General features: G+C 67.4%; 15 protein-coding genes and 1 tRNA gene. 4 read left to right on the forward strand and 12 right to left on the reverse strand.

Going from position 1 to position 19,051, the window contains the following annotated elements:
• Positions 1 to 86: 86 nt before the first annotated feature.
• From AC1DBN_RS11320 to AC1DBN_RS11330, 3 genes are read left to right on the forward strand one after another with little or no spacing between them, the layout of a single operon-like run.
• On the forward strand, positions 87 to 1,622 hold the full coding sequence (locus tag AC1DBN_RS11320; RefSeq protein WP_477723220.1) for an SDR family oxidoreductase: 1,536 nt from the start codon (positions 87 to 89) through the stop codon (positions 1,620 to 1,622).
• A 43-nt stretch (positions 1,623 to 1,665) separates the two neighbouring features.
• Positions 1,666 to 2,163 (forward strand): DUF2505 domain-containing protein, encoded by a 498-nt coding sequence (locus AC1DBN_RS11325; protein WP_091719060.1) that lies wholly within the window; start codon positions 1,666 to 1,668, stop codon positions 2,161 to 2,163.
• Between the two features lie 3 nt (positions 2,164 to 2,166).
• On the forward strand, positions 2,167 to 2,388 hold the full coding sequence (locus AC1DBN_RS11330; RefSeq protein ID WP_045730894.1) for an SCO4848 family membrane protein: 222 nt from the start codon (positions 2,167 to 2,169) through the stop codon (positions 2,386 to 2,388).
• A gap of 113 nt (positions 2,389 to 2,501) precedes the next feature.
• On the opposite strand, the gene sufU is transcribed toward AC1DBN_RS11330, so the two are convergent.
• The 9 genes from sufU to AC1DBN_RS11375 all read right to left on the reverse strand — a co-directional run bounded on the left by sufU (position 2,502) and on the right by AC1DBN_RS11375 (position 14,523).
• Positions 2,502 to 2,951, reverse strand: a complete 450-nt coding sequence (sufU, locus tag AC1DBN_RS11335; protein ID WP_091719058.1) for a Fe-S cluster assembly sulfur transfer protein SufU — start codon at positions 2,949 to 2,951, stop codon at positions 2,502 to 2,504.
• A 22-nt stretch (positions 2,952 to 2,973) separates the two neighbouring features.
• A complete protein-coding gene (locus AC1DBN_RS11340; protein WP_091719056.1) occupies positions 2,974 to 4,299 on the reverse strand; it encodes an aminotransferase class V-fold PLP-dependent enzyme in 1,326 nt (441 codons plus the stop codon).
• A gap of 522 nt (positions 4,300 to 4,821) precedes the next feature.
• Positions 4,822 to 7,476 (reverse strand): LuxR C-terminal-related transcriptional regulator, encoded by a 2,655-nt coding sequence (locus AC1DBN_RS11345; RefSeq protein WP_477723264.1) that lies wholly within the window; start codon positions 7,474 to 7,476, stop codon positions 4,822 to 4,824.
• Positions 7,463 to 10,201 carry a helix-turn-helix transcriptional regulator gene (locus AC1DBN_RS11350; RefSeq protein ID WP_091719054.1) on the reverse strand — a complete coding sequence of 913 codons (2,739 nt, stop codon included), beginning with the start codon at positions 10,199 to 10,201 and terminating at the stop codon, positions 7,463 to 7,465. The genes AC1DBN_RS11345 and AC1DBN_RS11350 overlap by 14 nt, the downstream gene beginning before the upstream one ends.
• A 136-nt stretch (positions 10,202 to 10,337) precedes the next feature.
• Positions 10,338 to 10,928 carry an aminoacyl-tRNA hydrolase gene (gene pth / locus AC1DBN_RS11355; RefSeq protein WP_477723221.1) on the reverse strand — a complete coding sequence of 197 codons (591 nt, stop codon included), beginning with the start codon at positions 10,926 to 10,928 and terminating at the stop codon, positions 10,338 to 10,340.
• Between the two features lie 91 nt (positions 10,929 to 11,019).
• Entirely contained in the window at positions 11,020 to 11,634 is a 615-nt protein-coding gene (locus AC1DBN_RS11360; RefSeq protein WP_477723222.1) for a 50S ribosomal protein L25/general stress protein Ctc, read from the reverse strand.
• Between the two features lie 253 nt (positions 11,635 to 11,887).
• Positions 11,888 to 12,868 carry a ribose-phosphate diphosphokinase gene (locus AC1DBN_RS11365; RefSeq protein WP_045730890.1) on the reverse strand — a complete coding sequence of 327 codons (981 nt, stop codon included), beginning with the start codon at positions 12,866 to 12,868 and terminating at the stop codon, positions 11,888 to 11,890.
• Positions 12,869 to 12,870: 2 nt separating this feature from the next.
• Complete coding sequence (gene glmU, locus AC1DBN_RS11370) at positions 12,871 to 14,349, reverse strand: bifunctional UDP-N-acetylglucosamine diphosphorylase/glucosamine-1-phosphate N-acetyltransferase GlmU (RefSeq protein WP_477723223.1); 1,479 nt, start codon at positions 14,347 to 14,349, stop codon at positions 12,871 to 12,873.
• A gap of 102 nt (positions 14,350 to 14,451) precedes the next feature.
• Positions 14,452 to 14,523: transfer RNA gene (locus tag AC1DBN_RS11375), tRNA-Gln, on the reverse strand.
• Positions 14,524 to 14,668: 145 nt separating this feature from the next.
• Between AC1DBN_RS11375 and AC1DBN_RS11380 the strand changes: the two genes are divergently transcribed.
• Entirely contained in the window at positions 14,669 to 15,295 is a 627-nt protein-coding gene (locus tag AC1DBN_RS11380; protein WP_091719046.1) for a TetR/AcrR family transcriptional regulator, read from the forward strand.
• Between the two features lie 18 nt (positions 15,296 to 15,313).
• Here AC1DBN_RS11380 and AC1DBN_RS11385 read toward each other — a convergent pair whose 3' ends face one another.
• Genes AC1DBN_RS11385 through rsmA form a run of 3 tightly spaced genes read right to left on the reverse strand, consistent with a single transcriptional unit; the run spans position 15,314 to position 19,011 of the window.
• The gene (locus tag AC1DBN_RS11385; protein WP_314215322.1) at positions 15,314 to 17,140 is read right to left on the reverse strand and encodes an ATP-binding cassette domain-containing protein; all 1,827 of its coding nucleotides are present in this window, start codon (positions 17,138 to 17,140) and stop codon (positions 15,314 to 15,316) included.
• 39 nt (positions 17,141 to 17,179) lie between these two features.
• The gene (locus tag AC1DBN_RS11390) at positions 17,180 to 18,142 is read right to left on the reverse strand and encodes a 4-(cytidine 5'-diphospho)-2-C-methyl-D-erythritol kinase (RefSeq protein WP_477723224.1); all 963 of its coding nucleotides are present in this window, start codon (positions 18,140 to 18,142) and stop codon (positions 17,180 to 17,182) included.
• Positions 18,139 to 19,011 carry a 16S rRNA (adenine(1518)-N(6)/adenine(1519)-N(6))-dimethyltransferase RsmA gene (gene rsmA / locus AC1DBN_RS11395; protein ID WP_314215320.1) on the reverse strand — a complete coding sequence of 291 codons (873 nt, stop codon included), beginning with the start codon at positions 19,009 to 19,011 and terminating at the stop codon, positions 18,139 to 18,141. The genes AC1DBN_RS11390 and rsmA overlap by 4 nt, the downstream gene beginning before the upstream one ends.
• Positions 19,012 to 19,051: the final 40 nt, after the last annotated feature.

Here is a 19,051-nt window from a genome sequence, read left to right on the forward strand (position 1 = left end):
GACCTTTTTCCGGGAGCGGCCGTCCATAACGGCGGCGGCTCCGAACTGCTAACGCAGAACACCGCTGAGGACGAACAGGAGCCAGCATGACCGGAGACAGCACCACAGATTCGCCCGTACCGGCGCACGGGGGCCCAGCTTCGCCCCGGACGGTCCTGGTCACCGGGGCCACCGGCTACATCGGGGGCCGCCTGGTGCCCAAGCTCCTCGAGGCCGGCCACACCGTCAAGGTGCTGGTGCGCTCCCCGGACAAGATCGCGGGCGTGCCCTGGCGGAACCAGGTGGAGGTGGTGCAAAGCAGCCTGGACGACGGCGACGCGCTGCGCCAGGCGCTGGCCGGCGTCGACGTCTTCTATTACCTGGTCCATTCGATGGCGGCCGGGGCGGGCTTTGAGTCCAAGGAACAGGCCATGGCCCGGACCGCCGCCGAAGCCGCAGTGGCCGCCGGGGTAAGCAGGATCGTCTACCTGGGCGGGCTGCACCCGAAGGGCGTGGAACTCTCCACCCACATGCGGTCCCGGGAAGCGGTGGGCCAGGTATTCCTGGACAGCGCGGTGGACGCCATCGTGTTCCAGGCCGGCGTCGTGATCGGTTCCGGCTCTGCCTCCTTCGAAATGATCCGGCACCTCTCCGAAACCCTTCCGCTCATGCCCGCACCCAGCTGGGTCCGGAACAGGATCGAAGCCATTGCCGTGCGCGACGTCCTCTACTACCTGGTTGCTGCCGCGTCCCTGGAGGGCACCATCAACCGGACTTTCGATATCGGCTGCCGCCAGGTGCTGACCTACGCCAGGATGATGCAGGAATACGCCTCGGAGGCGGGACTGCCCTACCGGGTGGTGTTGGCGCTGCCCATTCCCGCACCGAAGCTGGCAGGCATATGGGTGGCGCTCACCACGCCCATCCCGTGGTCCATGGCGGTCCCGCTGGTCCAGTCGCTCCAGCATGACGCGGTGTCCAACGAGCACGACGTCGACGGGTACATTCCGCAGCCCGACGGCGGCCTCACCCCCTACCGAACTGCGGTGGCCCTGGCCCTGGGCAAGGAGCGGGACGGACAGGTGGAGACCACGTGGGCGAATGCCGGCGCGGATTCCGATCCCCTGCCCAGCGACCCGGAATGGGCGGGGCACAAGGTGTACATTGACGAGCGGACCTTCCACGGTGACGTGGACCCTGCCCACGTGTGGACGGTCATCGAGGGCATCGGCGGCAGGAACGGGTGGTACTCGCTGCCGCTGGCCTGGCAGGTCCGCGGCTGGCTGGACAAGCTGACGGGCGGAGCCGGGCTGCTGCGCGGCCGCCGCCACCCGCACACCCTGCACGCGGGCGAGGTAGTGGACTGGTGGCGGGTGGAAAGCATCGACAGGGGCAAGCTGCTGCGCCTGCGTGCCGAGATGCGGGCGCCGGGACGGGCCTGGCTGGAGCTCGCCGTGGAACCCGATGGTGACGGAAGCCGTTACCGGCAGCGGGCCATTTTCTTCCCGAAAGGCCTCAGCGGCAGGCTGTACTGGCTGGCCGTGCTCCCCTTCCACAGCTTCATCTTCCCGGCGATGGCACGGAACATTACGGCCGCTGCCCAGGAGCTGGCCAATGCGGAACGGCCGGCCGCAACCCCGTAGGATGTTTGGAGCCTCATCCGATCGCGACGTCCCAGGAGGACCCATGGCCCTGAGCGCCACCACCACCGTTCCGCACCCCGTTGACAGCGTTGCCGCTGTCCTGGTGAACGAGGATTTCCAGCGCCACGTCAGCCAGCTGGTAGGCGGAAACCTGGAATCGTTCACCGTTGACGGTGACATTGCCGGCGCCTTCAGCGCCACGCTGGTGCGGACGCTGCCCACCACCCGCCTTCCCGAGATCGCCCGGAAGTTCGTCGGCGAGCACCTGAAGGTGACCCAGGTGGAGACCTGGGATGCCCCGGCCGCCGATGGCTCCCGCAAGAGCAACATCTCCCTCAAGGTTGCCGGTGCCCCCGTTGACGTGACCGCTGTCCAGCGCCTGGTGGCCGAAGCCAGCGGAACGCGGGTGGAACTGGAGGGCGAGGTCAAGTCCTCCGTGCCGTTCCTGGGCGGCAAGATCGCCGACGCCGCCGAGCCCATGGTGGCAAAGGCACTGAACCTGCAGGCCACCCAGGCGCAGGCCTGGCTCGAAAGCCACTAGTTCATGCAGCTCCCTGTCTTCGCCGCGCTGGTCCTGATTATCGCCGGTGTTTGGTCGCTGGCCGTCTGGCCGCAGTTCCTGCGCCGGGTCATGAAGGACCCACGGGCACGCGATGCCGCCGGCAAAGCCACCAAATTCCTGACGGTGCACGTGGTGCTGGTCAGCATCTCGATGGTGCTGGGAGCGGCGACAGCCGTCATCGGTGTCCTGGGGCTGCTGGGTTAATAACCCGCCCTCGTTTTAACCCAAGAGGTCCACTTCCCACCGGGAAGCGGACCTCTTGGTGTTTGCGGGCAGTGCGTGCCTGCAGGCTGCAGCACGCGTTGCGGCCGGCCGGGTCAGGACGCCTGGTTCAGGGCATCCTCCGCGGCCACCCAGGAAATCATGGCGCATTTCACGCGGGCCGCGTACCTCGCGACGCCCTCAAATGCGGCGGCATCCCCCAGCAGTTCAGGATCGGCCGGGATCTTGCCCCGCGACCTGAGTACCTCGCGGAAACTGTCGATCACCTCGTGCACCTCCGCCACCGTCATGCCTTCGGCGAGGTCGCTGAAGACCGAGGCCGAGGCCATGGAGATGGAGCAGCCGGCGCCGTCCCAGGAAACCTGGGCCACTTTTCCGTCGGCCACGGCGAGCCGCAGGGTCACCTCGTCGCCGCAGACCGGGTTCAGCTGGTGGGACTGCCCGGTGGAAGCACCGCCTGGCGCTGGGGTTTCGGCCAGGCCGCTGCCGTGCCGGGCCTTGGAGTGGTCAAGGATAATCTGCTGGTACAACTGGTCAAGGCTCATTGCATACCTTCGGTTCTGGCGGCTAAGCGCGGAAGTAGGCCCGCACGCCCGCCACGGCGTCCAGGAACTGGTCTACGTCGTCGGTGGTGTTGTACAGGTAGGCGCTGGCGCGGGTGGTGGCGGTCAGCCCCAGCCGCCGGTGCAGCGGCTGGGCGCAGTGGTGGCCTACCCGGACGGCGATGCCCATCGAGTCCAGGAACTGTCCGACGTCGTGGGCGTGGACGCCTTCGACGTCGAACGCGGCCAGCCCGATGCGTTCCTCGCCGGCTGCCGGACCCAGGACCCGGATCCCGGGAAGCGCCTCAAGGCCTGCCACCATTCGCTGGCCAAGGTCCATTTCCCACCGGTGGATCCGGTCCAGGCCGGTCTCCGTGAGGTAGTTGGCGGCGGCGGCCAGGGCCACCGCCTGTGAAATGCGCTGCGTTCCGGCCTCGAAGCGCTGCGGAGCCGGGAGGTATTCTGCCCGTTCCATGGTGACCGTGGTGATCATGGAGCCGCCGGTGAGGAACGGTGGAAGGATGTCCAGGAGTTCCTGCCTGCCGTACAGCACGCCGATGCCCGTGGGTGCGAGCATCTTATGGCCGGAGAAAACAGCGAAGTCCACGTCAAGCTCTTTGACGTCCAGGGGCATGTGCGGCGCGGACTGGCAGGCGTCCAGGACTACCAGGGCATTGGAAGCGCGGGCCAGGGCCACCAGTTCACGGACCGGATTGATGGTTCCGAGGACGTTGGAGGCGTGCGTGAAGGCCAGCACCCTGGTACGGCTCCCGATGATCCCTGCGGCCTGCTCCAGGCTGAGCCGGCCGGCATCGTCGATGGGCAGGTAGCGGAGCGTCGCCCCGGTGCGGAACGCCAGTTCCTGCCACGGGATGAGGTTGGCGTGGTGCTCCATTTCGGTGACCACTATTTCGTCGCCCGGTTTCAGGGCAAGGCCCTTCAGTGCCGAGTCCCCCCGGCCCTGGGCAGCCCAGAGCGCGGCGTTGGACAGCGCGTAGGAAATGAGGTTGAGGCCCTCTGTGGCGTTGGAGGTCCAGACAGTTTCGGAATAGTCTGCCCCGACGAGGTCCGCCACGGTCTGGCGCGCATCTTCGAAGGCCTCGGTGGCTTCGACCGCAAGGTGGTGGGCGCCGCGGTGCACTGCCGCGTTGCGCTGCTCGTAGAACTCCTGCTCGGCTTCGATCACGCTGAGCGGGTTCTGGGATGTCGCACCGGAATCGAGATAGACCAGGGGCTTGCCGTTGACCATCTGGTTGAGGACCGGGAAGTCGTTGCGGATGCGGAGGACCTCGGCGTTATCCATGACCGGAACGGACCGCTCCAGGGTGGCGGGCGTTGATACTACGGCCAAGACGTGCTCCTTGAGATGCCAGCGGTTGACACTCAATTGTCCCACAGCACGGCTGTGGCGGCCGCCCGGAGGGGTCAGCCGCCACAGCCGCTCCGGGCTTCAGCCCGCGGAGCGGAGGGCCGGCGACGGCTGGGGGGAGAGTCTCGGTCTCAGAAGACTCTGACGTCGCCGGCCCCGTCTCGGTCCGGCCGCGTGGGCCGGAAGTTCAATGAGGCCTTGATGTGTTTCGGCAACCCGTGCGGCTCTTTACTGCCGTGTGCTTTGCCTCCTTAAGTAAATCGCGTGGGGCCGGCGTGCACACGAGTAGGGTGTACTCGAATTCCGGCAGGTGCCACTACGGGGACACTGAGTGTCGATACCCGCCGGGCCGCCGATGCACGGCGATGCACGGCGATGCACGGCGTTAACGCAGGGCCACGGGTGGCTCCGGTGTCAGCAGGAGGGCGCGCGGAGTCGCCCCACACCCCGGCGAAAGACAGGGTGCAGGGCCCGCAAGTAAGAGGTACGGCGCGACGGCGGCAGCTACCGGGGAAGGGCGGTTTCCAGTTCGTCGCGGCTCCGCACGCCCAGCTTGACGTAGGTGCGGTACAGATGGCCTTCGACAGTGCGGACGGAGACCATGAGGCGCTGGGCGATCTCGCGGTCCGTGAGGCCCTGGACGGCGAGTTCCACGATGTCCTGCTCCCGTCGTGTGAGGTGAACTGTGGGAGCCGCCGCGATGAAACGGCCTTCGCGGAACCGCTCCCCCAGCTCGTGGTCGCACTTTTCACGCTGAGCCACGGCCTGCCGGGACCGGCGGCGCTCCCCCGTCTGGTCAAGAACGGCACTGGCACGGGCGTACGCCTCACGGGCAAGGTTGACGAAGCCGGATTCCTCCAGCGAAGCCGCTGTCACCATCAGGGCGTCGCCATCGGCGGCTTCCCACCCGGTGGCAAGGGTCAGCATCGCTTCGGCCCAGCGCCCCTGCAGGCCGCCCGCTGCTTCCTGCACCATGGGAATGACGGAGGGATCTCCCAGGTCCCAGCAGATGGCGAGGAGTTCGAGCAGCTGCCCGGCCCGGCCGGAAGCTTCGGTGGTGGTCATCAGCGTGTGGAGCGACGCCAGGCCTTTGCCGTCGTGTGCAAGGTACTCTCCCGCGGCCATCGCATAGCCGCGGGCCAGGAGGTCAGCGGGACCGCCGGCCATGGCGTCTGCATAGTCCTGTTCCAGCCGCTTGGCCTGCCCTGCGTCCCCCAGCCGCGCAGCCACGTAGTACCCCAGGGCGGACGCAAAGCCGAACAGCTGCAGGGGGTCGTTGAGGCGAAGCGCCTCCACGGCCGGGAGCAGCACCTGGTAGGCCCGTTCCATCCGGCCCTGGCGCAGCAGTGAGTACCCGCGCAGCACCTGCAGGCTGCCGTTGAACGTGGCCACTCCCGCAGCATGGGCGGCGGCGTAGCTGTCGAGTTCCCGCTCCGCCGACTCCCATTCGCCCATGGACAGGTAACAGCTCACCAGCCTGCCGAGGACCACTTCCGGAAAGAAGTACAGGCTGTCCTCGAGCGGGGACAGCTCGGACGCGGCCCGGAGTGCGGCGTCAAGGCCGTCGCCGGGGCGGCCCGCCGCCGCGAGTGCGTGCGCCAGCAACGCTTCCCCCAGCGCGGCCATCGGTTCCGCCTTGGTCTCGGAGAGGCCCTGGACCCTGATGCCCTCCACCTCGTCCGCCAGTGCCTGGCAGTCCGCTTCGGCCCCCGACTGGAGCAGGCGCAGGAGCTGCACCGGCCAGGCGGGACCCGCGTCCCCTACCTGGGAAACCTGGCTGAGCACGTCGTCGGCCACGGCCGCCAGGGACTGCCCGGCTGCCTGGTGCGCCGATACCCGCAGCAGGAGGACGGCCGGCCCCTGCGGATCATCGGCAAGCGGTGCCCAGCACTCGTCGAGGAGGGCTGCGGCGTCAGCGTAGGCGCCGTCGTTGTAGAGCGCCCGGGCCTGGATGGCCTGGGCGAGCGGCAGTGCGCCCGGGTCCTGGATCCGGGCCGCGATGGACCGGGCGCTGTCATTCCGGAAAAGCAGGAGTGCTTCGCGGGCGGACTCCAGCATGTCCTCCTCGGACACTTTGACTCCAACTTCGATGGCCCACTCCACGGACCGCAGCCGCCCCTCTCCGCGAAGGACCGTTCCGTCCTGCCGGGACTGGATCTTCTCCTGCAATTGGAGGCTGCGGGAGACCGAGATGGTGTTCCTGATGGCGTCGGAAAAGAGGCCGTTCCAGAGGGACAGCTCGGCAGGCACGCCTGACGTTTCGACGGCCACCTGCTGGTCCAGCAGTGAGCGGACCACCGGCGCCCCGCAGATGTCTTCGATGACCTTGCGGCCCACAGGACCCGCCAGTGCGATGAGCTTGAGTGCTTCCTGTTCCTCGGGGTTGCGCCGCAGGTGGTCCTTGGCCACCACGGCTGTGAGCCGAGGTCCGTCGGCGGGAAGGGCACCCAGCAGGATCCAGATCCCGTTGCGCTTCGAGAGGATTCCCGCTTCGGCGGCATCGTGCAGCAGCGCATCGAGGAGGCGGGGGTTCCCGCCTGACGCTGCCCAGACAGCTTCAATGGTGGCGGCGGGAACAGTTCCGTCCAGCAGGTGGGCCAGGACTTCTTCGATCTGTTCCCTGTTCAGCGGGCGCAGGTCCACCCGTTCGGCGAGCCCGTCATACCAGAGCTGGTCCAATGGCTGGGGCAAGCCCGGACGCGGCCTTGCCGCCGCCACCACTGTGGCCCAGCCGGCCGAAATGAGGTCGGCCACCACGCCGGCGGAGGCATCGTCAAGGTAGTGGGCGTCGTCCAGCACCATCAGCACGGGCGCGCTGTTCCCGGCCCGCAGCTTTTCGAAATAGCTCCACATGGACCGCAGCACCGCCACCGGGGAGACGGATTCCTCGGCTGTCAGGTCACCGGTATAGGGCGTCAGGACACCGAACGGAACCGCCGCAAGGGCGGAGCTTCCATGGATCCGCAGGATGTTCAGCTCGCCGGCGAGGCGTTCGGAAATGGCTTCGGCCAGGGACGACTTTCCGATGCCGGGGCCGGCCATGACAAACACCGCCTGGCTGGTGCGGTTCCGGACGATGTTGCAGATCCTGTCCAGCGGTTCGCGGCGTCCGGTGAGGACCCTGCTTGCTGCTGCTTTGTGGCCGTTAGACGAGTCCAGTCAGATCACCCCTGGAGGTTACGCCGAGCTTGGTGAAGACCTGGTACAGATGGCCCTCAACAGTCCGGACTGACACGCCCATTTCCAGGGCAATGTCGCGGTTGGATGCACCCCGGCCCGCAAGCCGCGCTATTTGCCGTTCGCGGCTGGTCAGCAATGGGCTGCCGCTGCTGGGCACAATGGGGAGGTTCGCAACCGTGGTGGCCAGGATGTCCAGGCGGGCCTGGGCTGTGCGGGCCGAGATCGAGTCGCCGTCCTGGCGCGCGAAGTCCACCGCGAGGGCCATGCACCGGGCCTCGACGGCGTCCAGCTCCAGGGTGGCGGCAAGCTCTCCGCCGGCCAGGAGGGTCTTGGCATCCTTGGTGCGGCTGCCCAGGGCAATAAGCCGGGAGACCTCGGCCAGCGGACCCTGGCGGCGGCCGGCAATGTCTTCGAGCAACCGGAAATCGGCATCGCTGCCGTTGACCGTGGCCGCCAGCAGTTCGACGCCTGCAAGGGTGTAAAGGCCCGCGCCGAGGTTCCGCCGTGCAGATTCCTTGAGCCGCGCCACGGAGTCGGCGTCGTTCAGCCAGCGGCCGGCCGTCAGTGCGCAGAAGCGGATGACGCTCTCGTCAGCGAAGCCGGCGGCTGCAGGGATCCGTTGCAGCTTGCCCAGGTACTTGCGGGCCTGGGGAGCGTTTCCGGTCTGCGCGTAGGCCAGGGCGGTGGCGGCATACGTGTACCGGAGGGCGGTCTGGACGGGGTGGAGTTCCAGCTGCGCTCCGGCGGAGATCAGGAGGTCCAGGGCTGCGGCGCCGCGACCTGCGAAGACGTACGCTATCCCGGCGCCCAGCTCGCTTGAAGCTGTCCCGTAGGGCAGCCGGTACGGTTCGTCCGTGGTCTGGGGGCCCAGGAAGTCCAGGCACCGCCGCCACTGCCCCGCCAGCAGCAGCACCATGTAGGACTCTTTGGTGTACTGCTCCCGCAGCCCCACCACGTGGGAGGCGTCGCTGATCTGGCCGCCGAGTTGGCGCATCAGGCCGAGCGCGTCCATCTCACGGCCGGTGAGCACCAGCGCGGTCATCAGCAGGATCGCGGCGTGCATGCGGTAGCCGGTGTCCGGGTTCAGTTCGGGATCGGCGGCGGCAACAAGTTCGGGAATCAGTTCCGCGTAGTCGCCCATGAAGGCCCGGTACTCGAACGCGCTCAGGGCCACGCGGTTGGCTGCGACGGCTGCCGGTTCGGGCCAGGACGGCCGCTCGGCACCCGTGCCGGCAAGCAGGCGCTCCCGGGCGTCGTCGAGCAGTGACGGCACCTTGTCCGCGTGCTCGGGCAGGCCCATCATCACCTTGGCCCTGGCCGCGGCCACCTGTGCGTACTCCTCGAGGTCGAGGGCGTCCAGCTCCGGCTGCGAAATGTCCTCAAGGGCGGCCAGCGCCTGGTCCGGCATGTCCAGCTGCAGGTAGGCAGCAGCGCGCTGCCGCTGGGCAGGAACCCATTCCCGGTCTCCGCGGCGAAGCAGTTCGCCGTAGGTGAGCGCGAACCGGGGGTCGAACAGCTGGACGGCGGCCTCGGCTGCCGAAAGGGCCAGCGCGGGGCTCAGTTCCGCCTCGCACTCGTGGGTCCAGGCGGCAAAGGCCATCAGCTCTTCAACGGTCATGCCCGCCGGGTCCGGCTCCACACCGCCAAGAAGCACGGCACGCAGTTCGCGGCGCCGGGCGATGCTCAGCCAGGTCCGCACGACGTCCCCGATGTATTTCTCCCGCAATGAGACCCAGCGGTGGTCTGAGTTGTCGATTTCGAGCAGTCCGCCGTCTTCCATATCCGCCACGACGTCGGCGCCGTAGATCGAGGTCAGCCGGGACAGCTCCACGCTCCGGGCGCAGGACAGCATTTCTATGACTTCGCGGGTTTCCGCGGTTTCCCGGGACCAGCGGGATCGGACGATGTCGTCGAGGCTGGCGGCGCCGTCGAGGACTACTTTGTCGCGCAGGGTCCAGACGGAGTCGGACAGCACCAGGTTGCCGGACAGCTGCTGCTCTGTGACCAGGGCCTTGAGCAGCAGCGGATTGCCTCCCACCATCTGGTGGTACGTGGTGACCAGGGAGGCGGACACGCGGTGGCCCAGCAGTGAAAGGAGGACCTGCCGTGTCTGGAGCTCATTGAGGTTGCTGAGCCGGACCTCGGTGAGCCGCCGGTCCGTGAGGAGCCAATGGAAGTCCGCGGGGAGGTCACTGATCTTGGGCGCCACGGCAATGATCTTGGCGGTCCCGGTCAACAGCACGTTGAGGAGCACGCCGGCGCTGAGATCGTCGATGGTGCCGGAGGTGTCCAGCGTGATGACGCAGGGCCTGCCGGCGGCGTCACTGCGGATCAGGGATGTGATGCCGCGCAGGATGGCGGTGGGCGAGCCCATATAGGCCTGCGGGAGGCGTGCCAGAAGGAAGGACAGGCATCCGTAGGGTGTGGTGGAGCCGGCGGGTCCGCTGCGGAGCTGAAGCGACCAGACGTCCGGGCCAAGGTCCGTGACGGCGGCACGGGCGAGGGATGATTTGCCGACGCCGCGGCCGCCGGTGATGACGACGCCCAGCGAGTTCTCTGCGGTCAGTGCGGTGCGGACGGTTTCGAGGTTGGCGCTGCGGGCGGGCACGGACCATTGCGGCCCCGGACTGCCCTGGGCCGGAGTACGCAACCCGACGTCCAGGGGTGCTGGCCCGCGCCCCCAGCTGAGTGGCTCGATTGACATGAACGTTCCCCTACATCCAGCTATAGCGGAATGTAGCCCCTTTGCTCCCCCGCATAGCAAGAAGAGTACCTTGCCCGGCGGACAACGAGACAGGTCAAAGCCACTTTAAGTTTTTTGTGGCGCGGGCCGGTACCCGTTATCCGGCTGTCTTGGCCGGGTGGAACTTCTGTTGCGCGGCGGTGAGGCCCTCCTGCAGGAGCAATTCGACGGCGTCGGCCGCCTCGTCCAGCAGGAACGGGAGCTCCTTAAGCTCTGCAGTTCCGAAATCGCGCAGCACGTAATCGGCCGTGTCCATGCGGCCGGGCGGGCGGCCCACGCCAACCCTGACCCGGAGGTACTCCTTGGTGGCCAGCGCCTTGGAGATGTCCCGCAGGCCGTTGTGGCCGCCTTCGCCGCCGCCGATCTTGAGTTTCACCGTATTAAAGGGGATGTCGATTTCATCGTGGACCGCCACCACGTGGTCGGGTGAAATCCCGTAGAAATTTGCCAGCGAGGACACCGGTCCGCCGGAGACGTTCATGTAGGTCATGGGCTTGGCGAGCACCACGCGGGGGCCTCCGATGCCCAGGCGCCCTTCGACTACCTGGGCGCGTGCTTTATGGCTCTTGAACCCGGCGCCTACCCGGCCGGCAAGTTCGTCGAGGACCATCTGGCCGACGTTGTGCCTGTTCCCTTGGTACTGGGCGCCGGGGTTGCCGAGGCCAACAATGAGCCAGGTATCAGTCATGGATCAATCCTAAGGTGGGTGGTCTCGCGGCTCAGGCATGGCAATGGCCGGACCCCTGCGGGATCCGACCATCGGCACAAGTGGCGGAAGGCTACTCGGCAGCAGCTTCTCCGGTGGCTGCAGCTTCGCCGGCGGGAGCCGCGGCCTGCTCGCCCTCCTCCTCGGCGATTTCAACTTCCTCGGAGATGTTCACAACCAGCGCCTCGGCGTCGGTCAGCAGGACGGTGCCCTTGGGCAGCACGAGGTCGGATGCGTGGATGTGCTCGCCGGCCGCGCGGCCTTCGATGCTGACCTCGACGGCGGTGGGCAGGTGGGTTGCCTCAGCCTCGAGGGACACGAGGGTCAGTTCCAGGTTGTGGACGGTGCCCGGTGCGGACTCGCCTGCAACGTGGACCGGAACGTCGACGTTGACCTTTTCGCCCTTGCGGACGGTCAGGAGGTCGATGTGCTCGATGATCTGCTTGATCGGGTCGCGCTGGATGTCCTTGACCAGGGCCAGGTGGCCTTCGCCGTTGATGTCCAGGGACAGCAGGGCGTTGGCGGTGCGGACGGCCAGGGTGGTGGCCTTGGCGGGGAGGGTGATGTGGATGGGCTCTGCGCCGTGGCCGTAGATGACGGCGGGGATCAGGTTGGCCATCCGTGCACGGCGGGCGTAACCCTTGCCGAATTCGGTGCGCAGTTCTGCTGCGAGCTTCTGCTCAGACATGGAATCTCCTTGAAGGCTAAACGGTGTTCAGCGAGGGCGGAGGTCTGGGATGACCTTCAACGCCGGGCGGCCGGGGCGGCCCAATTCAAGAAGGCTGTTCTTCATCTGAAGGACAGGTCAGACCCAGTCGATCACGGAGATCTGCGAGCCGTCGAAGCGGCCGCTCTCCCTCGCCAAGGTTTCGGGGTAAAGCCTACCAGTGCCGGCACCGTTTACTGAAAACGGTACCGGCACCGGCAGGGTCAAGCTGGTGCTAGGCGTTGCCGTCGAACAGGCTGGTGACCGAACCGTCGTCGAACACTTCACGCACGGCGCGGGCAATCAGCGGCGCGATGGACAGCACCGTCAGCTGCGGGAAGCGCTGCGACGAGTTCAGCGGCAGGGTGTTGGTGACCACCACTTCACGCGCGCCGGATTCGGACAGGCGCTGTGCCGCCGGCTCGGAGAAGACGGCGTGCGTGGCGGCGATGATGACATCCTTGGCGCCGGCGTTCTTCAGCACCTGTACAGCGCCGGAGATGGTTCCGCCGGTATCGATCATGTCGTCGATCAGGACGCAGGTGCGTCCCTCGATCTGGCCCACAACGGTCTTGGACACGGCCTGGTTGGGGACTGTCAGGTCGCGGCTCTTGTGGACGAAAGCCAAGGGCGCACCGCCCAGGCGCTCGGCCCACTGTTCGGCGACGCGGACCCGGCCGGTGTCCGGGGAAACCACGGTGATGTTTTCGGCATCAACGCGGGTGCGGATGTAATCAGCCAGCAGCGGGATGGCCATCAGGTGGTCAACGGGGCCGTCGAAGAAGCCCTGGATCTGGGAGGTGTGCAGGTCCACGCTCATGATGCGGTCCGCACCGGCAGTCTTGTAAAGATCGGCCACCAGGCGGGCGGAGATGGGTTCGCGGCCGCGGCCCTTCTTGTCCTGCCGGGCGTACGGGTAGAACGGCGACACCACGGTGATCCGCTTGGCGGAGGCCCGCTTCAGCGAATCAATCATGATCAGCTGTTCCATGAGGTGGTTGTTCAGCGGGGCCGGGTGGGCCTGGATCACGAACGCGTCAGTGCCGCGGACGCTTTCACCGGCGCGGACATAGATCTCGCCGTTGGCGAAGTCGTACGCGTCCACCGGGAGGAGGTCGGTGCCGAGCTCCTTGGCGATTTCCCGGGCCAGCTCCGGATGTGCCCGCCCGGTGGCGAGCACCAGCTTCTTCTCGCCATGCGCCGTAATTTCGCTCATTGTTACTTGCCCTCTTCTGTAGATGCCGGGGTACTTGAGGAGTTGTTGATGGCCGCCTGGGCCAGTTCGGCTGATCGGCTGCCGGGACGGTTGGCCGGGACCCACCCTTCGGTGTTGCGCTGGGCAGCGATGCTCAGCGCGAGCGCGCCTGCCGGGACGTCCCTGCGGATCACCGCGCCGGCGCCGCTGTAGGCGCCGTCCCCCACGGTGACCGGTGCAACGAAGACCGTATTCGAACCTGTCCTGACGCCTGAGCCGATGACGGTGCGGTGCTTCTTCTCGCCGTCGTAATTGGCCGTGATGTTGCCGCAGCCGATGTTGGTGTCTTCGCCGATTTCAGCGTCGCCGGCGTAGCCCAGGTGGGACAGCTTGGAGCCGCGTCCGATGGTGACGTTCTTCGTTTCGTAGAAAGCGCCGATCTTGCCCTTTTCGCCAAGGACGGTGCCCGGGCGCAGGTAAGTGAAGGGTCCGACGGCGGCGCGCGGGCCGATCGTCGACGCGGAGCCGTGGGTGCGGATCACCGTTGCGCCCTCGCCCACCTCAACGTCGGTGAGCGTGGTGTCGGGTCCGACGACGGCATCCCGCGCCACCGAGGTGGAGCCGTGCAGTTGCGTGTTGGGCAGCAGGCGGACGTCCTCATCCAGGGTGACGGAGGAGTCGATCCAGGTGGTGGAAGGATCCACAACTGTCACGCCGGCGCGCATCCATGCCTCCACGGTGCGCCGGTTCAGTTCGGCGCCGAGGGCGGCGAGCTGGACGCGGTCGTTGGCGCCCTCCACCTGCCAGCGGTCAGCGGTGACGACGGCGGCAACGCGGCCGCCTGCCTCGCGCGCCAGACCCAGCACGTCGGTGAGGTATTTCTCGCCCTGGGCGTTGTCGGTGGTGACCTTGCCCAGTGCTTCGCGCAGCACGGCGGCGTCGAAGGCGTAGATCCCGGAGTTGACCTCGCGGATCAGGCGCTCGGCGTCGGTGGAGTCCTTGTGTTCGCGGATGCCGGTCACGGTGCCGTCTTCTCCGCGGAGGATCCGGCCGTAGCCTGTGGCGTCGTCCAGGACTGCGGTGAGCACGGTGACCGCGTTGGCGTCCCGTTCATGGGTGGCGACGAGTTCGGCCAGCAGCCCGCCGGAGAGCAGCGGGACGTCACCGTAAGTGACCACCACGGTGCCGGTGAGCTCTTCCTTGGCGTCCAGCGCCTGCAGCGCCACCTCCACGGCACGGCCCGTGCCGGGCACCTCGTCCTGGTCCACGATGGCCGCGGACGGGTCGAGTTCCGCCACGTGCCCGGCCACAAGGTCGCGTTCGTGGCGGACCACGATGGCGAGCTGGCGGGGTTCAATGCTGCGGGCGGCGAGGAGCGCGTGGCCCACCATCGAGCGTCCACCGATTTCGTGGAGGATCTTGGGGTTACGTGACTTCATCCGGGTACCGGCACCTGCTGCCAATACGATGACTGCGGCCGGACCGGTGTTTTCAGGGATCACGTACGGATTCTCCTCGCTTTGTTGCGCTGGCGCTTCATGGTGTCCGGCCAACCTCCGCCGGCCCGGCACCGGGAGTTACCTGCTGAACTCCCCGCACAGCAGTTCCGCCCATAGGATTCGAACCTATACTCCACGGCTCCAAAGGCCGGGGTGCTGCCGTTACACCAGGGCGGACCATGCCTCCGGCACAAGGCCCCGGGCACAAGTCCCTATTTTGCCACGGCTTCGGGGCAGCGCGCGACACAGCCCCGGTTGACCGGGAGCCGGGCGCCCCGGAAACCGGGAAAACGGGCCCGCCGGGGTAGGGCATGATGGAAATGTGAGCAACAACCCTCCGCGGACACGGATGACCGGCCTTCAGCGGCGGAACCAGCTGATCGACGTGGGGCGTGGCCTGTTCGCAGTCCGCGGGCTGGACGGCACCACCATCGAAGAAATCGCCGCCTGCGCGGGCGTCTCGAAACCGGTGATCTACGAGCACTTCGGCTCCAAGGAAGGCCTCTACACCCAGGTGGTGGACTTCGAGTTCCACATCCTCCTGGACGCCATCAACACCGCGCTGGCCGCCGAAGCCAAGCCGCGCGTCCTGGTTGAACGCGCCGCCCTGGCCCTGCTCACCTACATCGAGGACCGCACTGAGGGGTTCCGGATCCTCATGCGCGACGCTCCCCCGTCCCAGCCCGAGGGCGCTTTCTCCACCCTGCTGTCCCACGTCACGGCCAGGGTGGAGCACATCCTGTCCGACGAGTTCTCCCGGCGCGGCTTCAGCGGCCAGGACGGCGCCATGTATGCCCAGATGCTGGTGGGCATGGTGGCCATGACCGGCCAGTGGTGGCAGGACAGCCGCCAACCCGACAAGAACACCGTCGCGGCGCACCTGGTCAACCTCGCTTGGAACGGCCTCACCGGCCTCAAGAAGGACCCGGAGCTGCAGTCCGAGGCGTGAGTTGCCGCGTTGCCTTTGTCAGTCGCCGAGGAGTTCTGAGGCTTCGAGCCACTCCATTTCCAGGGTGTCCTTTTCGTCGGTGAGGTCCTTGAGTTGCTTGTTCTGGGTGGCGAGCTTGTCGAAGTCGCCGGCCTCGGTGGCCTTCAGCATCAGGTCGTGAAGCTTCTTTTCCTCTTGGTCGAGCTTCTTGATCTGCCGCTCGATCCGGTTGAGGGCCTTGCGGGCTTCGCGCTTTTCGGCTTCGGAGGGGCCGGTCCCGGTTGCCGCAGATGCGGCGCCGGCGCTGGTGACGGGGTTTCCGCCGCCGGTCACGGTGGAACCGGCCAGGGCGGCCTCGCGCAGTTCAAGGTACTGGTCCACGCCGCCGGGCAGGCCACGGAGCTTGCCGTCGCCAAGGAGCGCCATCTGGTGGTCGGTGACGCGTTCCAGCAGGTAACGGTCGTGGCTGACTACCACCAGGGTTCCGGGCCAGCCGTCCAGGACGTCCTCGACGGCGGCGAGGGTGTCGGTGTCGAGGTCGTTGGTGGGCTCGTCGAGCATCAGCACGTTGGGTTCGCCCACCAGCAGCCGCAGCAGCTGCAGGCGGCGCCGCTCACCACCGGAGAGGTCCCGGACCGGTGTCCACTGCTTCTGGTTGGTGAACCCGAGCTGCTCCACCAGCTGGCCAGCGGTGAATTCCTTGCCGCCCACGTTGAAGGAACGCTTCTCGCGCTCAATGACCTCGATGACACGCAGGTCAGCGACGTCGTCGAGCTCCTTGACTTCCTGCGTGAGGACCGCGGTGACCACCGTCTTGCCGCGCTTCAGCTTCCCGGCGTCGGGGGCAATCTCGCCGTTCAAGAGCTTCAGGAGTGTGGTCTTACCGGCGCCGTTGACGCCCACCAGGCCCAACCGCTCACCCGGGGCCAGGCGCAGGGTGATGTCATCGAAAAGCTTCCTCCCGTCGTCGTCGCCCTGGAAGTTCAGCGAGACGTGTTCCAAGTCCAGGACGTCTTTGCCCTGGCGCGCGGTGGCCATCTTGTTCAATGCCATGGAATCACGCGGCGCGGGAACGTCGGCGATGAGCGCGTTGGCCGCCTCAATCCGGAACTTCGGCTTGGCGGTGCGGGCAGGGGCTCCCCGGCGCAGCCAGGCGAGCTCCTTCTTGACCAGTTGCTGGCGCTTGCCTTCCACCACGGAGGCCATCCGGTCCCGCTCGGCCCGGGCGAGGACGTATGCAGCGTAGCCGCCCTCGAAGGGGTCCACGATCCCGTCGTGCACCTCCCACGTCTTGGTGCAGATTTCGTCGAGGAACCAGCGGTCGTGGGTGACCACCAGGAAGGCGCCCTGGTTGGCGCGCCAGCGCGATTTCAGGTGGCGGGCCAGCCAGGCAACACCTTCGACGTCAAGGTGGTTGGTTGGCTCGTCGAGCATGATGACATCGTGGTCCTCGATCAGCAGCTTGGCCAGGGCCACCCGCCGCTTCTGCCCGCCGGAGAGCGCGTGGACGTTGGCGTGCCAGTCGACGTCGGACACCAGGCCGCCCATGACTTCACGGATTTGCGGGTTGCGCGCCCACTCGTAGTCGGCCTGGTCGCCGACGATCGCCACGCCCACTGTCAGGTCGCCGTCGAGCACGTCGCTCTGGTCCAGGTAGCCGACGTTGACGTCGCCGCGTTTGGTAACGCGGCCGGAATCCGGGGTGGAGCGCAGGGCGAGCAGCCGCATCAGGGTGGACTTGCCGTCGCCGTTCCGGCCCACCATGCCGATGCGGTCGCCCTCCTCGAGCCCGAGCGTGACGCCGTCCAGGACTGTGCGGGTCGCGAAGGAGACCGTGAGGTTTTCGCCGCCAAGAAGGTGTGCCAAAAAGAACTGCTTTCTGCTGCCCGAATGGGCGTTGCGCTGCTAGAGAAGGGTGTCGGAGATGATGCGGGCACCGGGAACGGGACCGTGGACGGCGAGGGCGGAAAGGCCTTGGTGCTGCAGGTCTTCCGCCAATGCTTCCGCTGCCACGGAGTCATCCGCGAGCAGTGCCACGGTGGGCCCGGAGCCGGACACGATGCCGGCGATGGCGCCGTGCGATTCGCCGATGCCCAGCGTATCGCGCAGTGAGGGGGCCAGTTCAATGGAGGCCCGCTGGAGGTCGTTGACCAGGATGCGGCTGAGGGCGTCTGCGTCGCCACCGCGGAGCGCGGCCAGGATGTGGGGGTCGACGCCGGTGGGCTCGTCCGCGTCCACGCCCTCGGCTTCACGCAGCCTGTCCAGGGTCCGGAAGACTTCCGGGGTGGGCAGGCCGAAGTCGGCGGTAACCAGGACCCAGTGGGTCTTTGCCTTGGCGAGTGCCGGCGACAACTGGTCACCAACCCCGAGCCCTACCGCCGTTCCGCCGAGCAGGGAGAACGGAACGTCGGCTCCGAGTTCGGCAGCAAGGTGCGCGAGTTCCTCCCGGGACAGGCCGCTGTTCCACAGGGCATCACAGGCCAGGAGCGTAGCGGCGGCGTCCGCCGATCCCCCGCCCATTCCGCCGGCCACGGGCACCCTCTTGGTGATTTCCAGGTGGACCCCGGTGGCGTGCTCGGAAACGTCAGCCATGATGGCGGCGGCCCTGTAGGCCAGGTTGCTGGCGTCGAGGGGGACGTCGACGGCGTCAAGGTCAAGGGTGCTGCCCGGGCTCAGGCTCACCGTGATGCCCGGCGTTTCCGTGCTGGTGGCGGCGACTTCTTCATAGAGGGAGACGGCCAGGTAGACGCTGGCCACGGAATGGTAGCCATCGGGCCGGAGCGGGCCGACGTCCAGCGAGACGTTGATCTTTCCGGGAGCCTTGACCCGGACCGTCCGTGCCGCGAACCGGACGGCGGGCGTGTTCACGCGCCCGCTTCCTTGGCTTCGGCGATTCGGGCGAACGCGGCGATGTCGATGACCTCACCGCGCGCCGTGGGGTCGACGCCGGCCGCCAGCAGGCAGCGTTCGGCTTCAGGTCCTCCCCCGGCCCAGCCGCTGAGCGCGGCGCGCAGGGTCTTGCGACGCTGGGCGAAGGCTGCATCAATCACGGCAAAGACCTGTTTGCGGGTTGCGCTGGTGGCAGGCGGCTCGCGCCGGGTGAAGGCGACCAGTCCGCTGTGAATCTTGGGCGCGGGCCAGAACACGTTCATGCCGATCACGCCGGCTTTGCGCATCTGGCTGTACCAGGCTGCCTTGACGGACGGAACGCCATAGGTCTTTGAGCCCGGACCGGCGGCCAGCCGGTCGGCTACCTCGTCCTGGACCATGACCAGGCCGTGCTGCAGGCTGGGGAAATGCTCCAGGAGGTGCAGGACCACGGGCACCGCAACGTTGTAGGGCAGGTTGGCTACCAGCGCCGTAGGTTCCACGGGAAGTTCCGTGACCTTCATGGCGTCAGCCTCGACGAGGTGGAAATTTCCGACCGCGGCCGGCCGCCATTCAGCCACCGTTGCCGGAAGCTTGGCGGCGAGGACGGGATCGATCTCCACAGCCACCACTGCCGCGGCGGCGTCCAGCAGGCCCAGTGTCAGTGAGCCGAGGCCCGGGCCGACTTCCAGGACCGTCTCATCGGCCCTGACTCCTGCTGCTGCCACGATCCTGCGGATGGTGTTGCCGTCGATGACGAAGTTCTGGCCCAGGGTTTTGGTGGGCCTGACACCGATCTCCCCTGCCAGCCGGCGAATGTCGGATGCACCGAAAAGCGGTGCGGGCGCGGCGGGGTTGGGTTCAGTCACCTAGGTATCCTATCCCGCGTGGCCGGGCCGTTTCCGCCGG

Source organism: Pseudarthrobacter sp. 10T415, assembly GCF_056394175.1.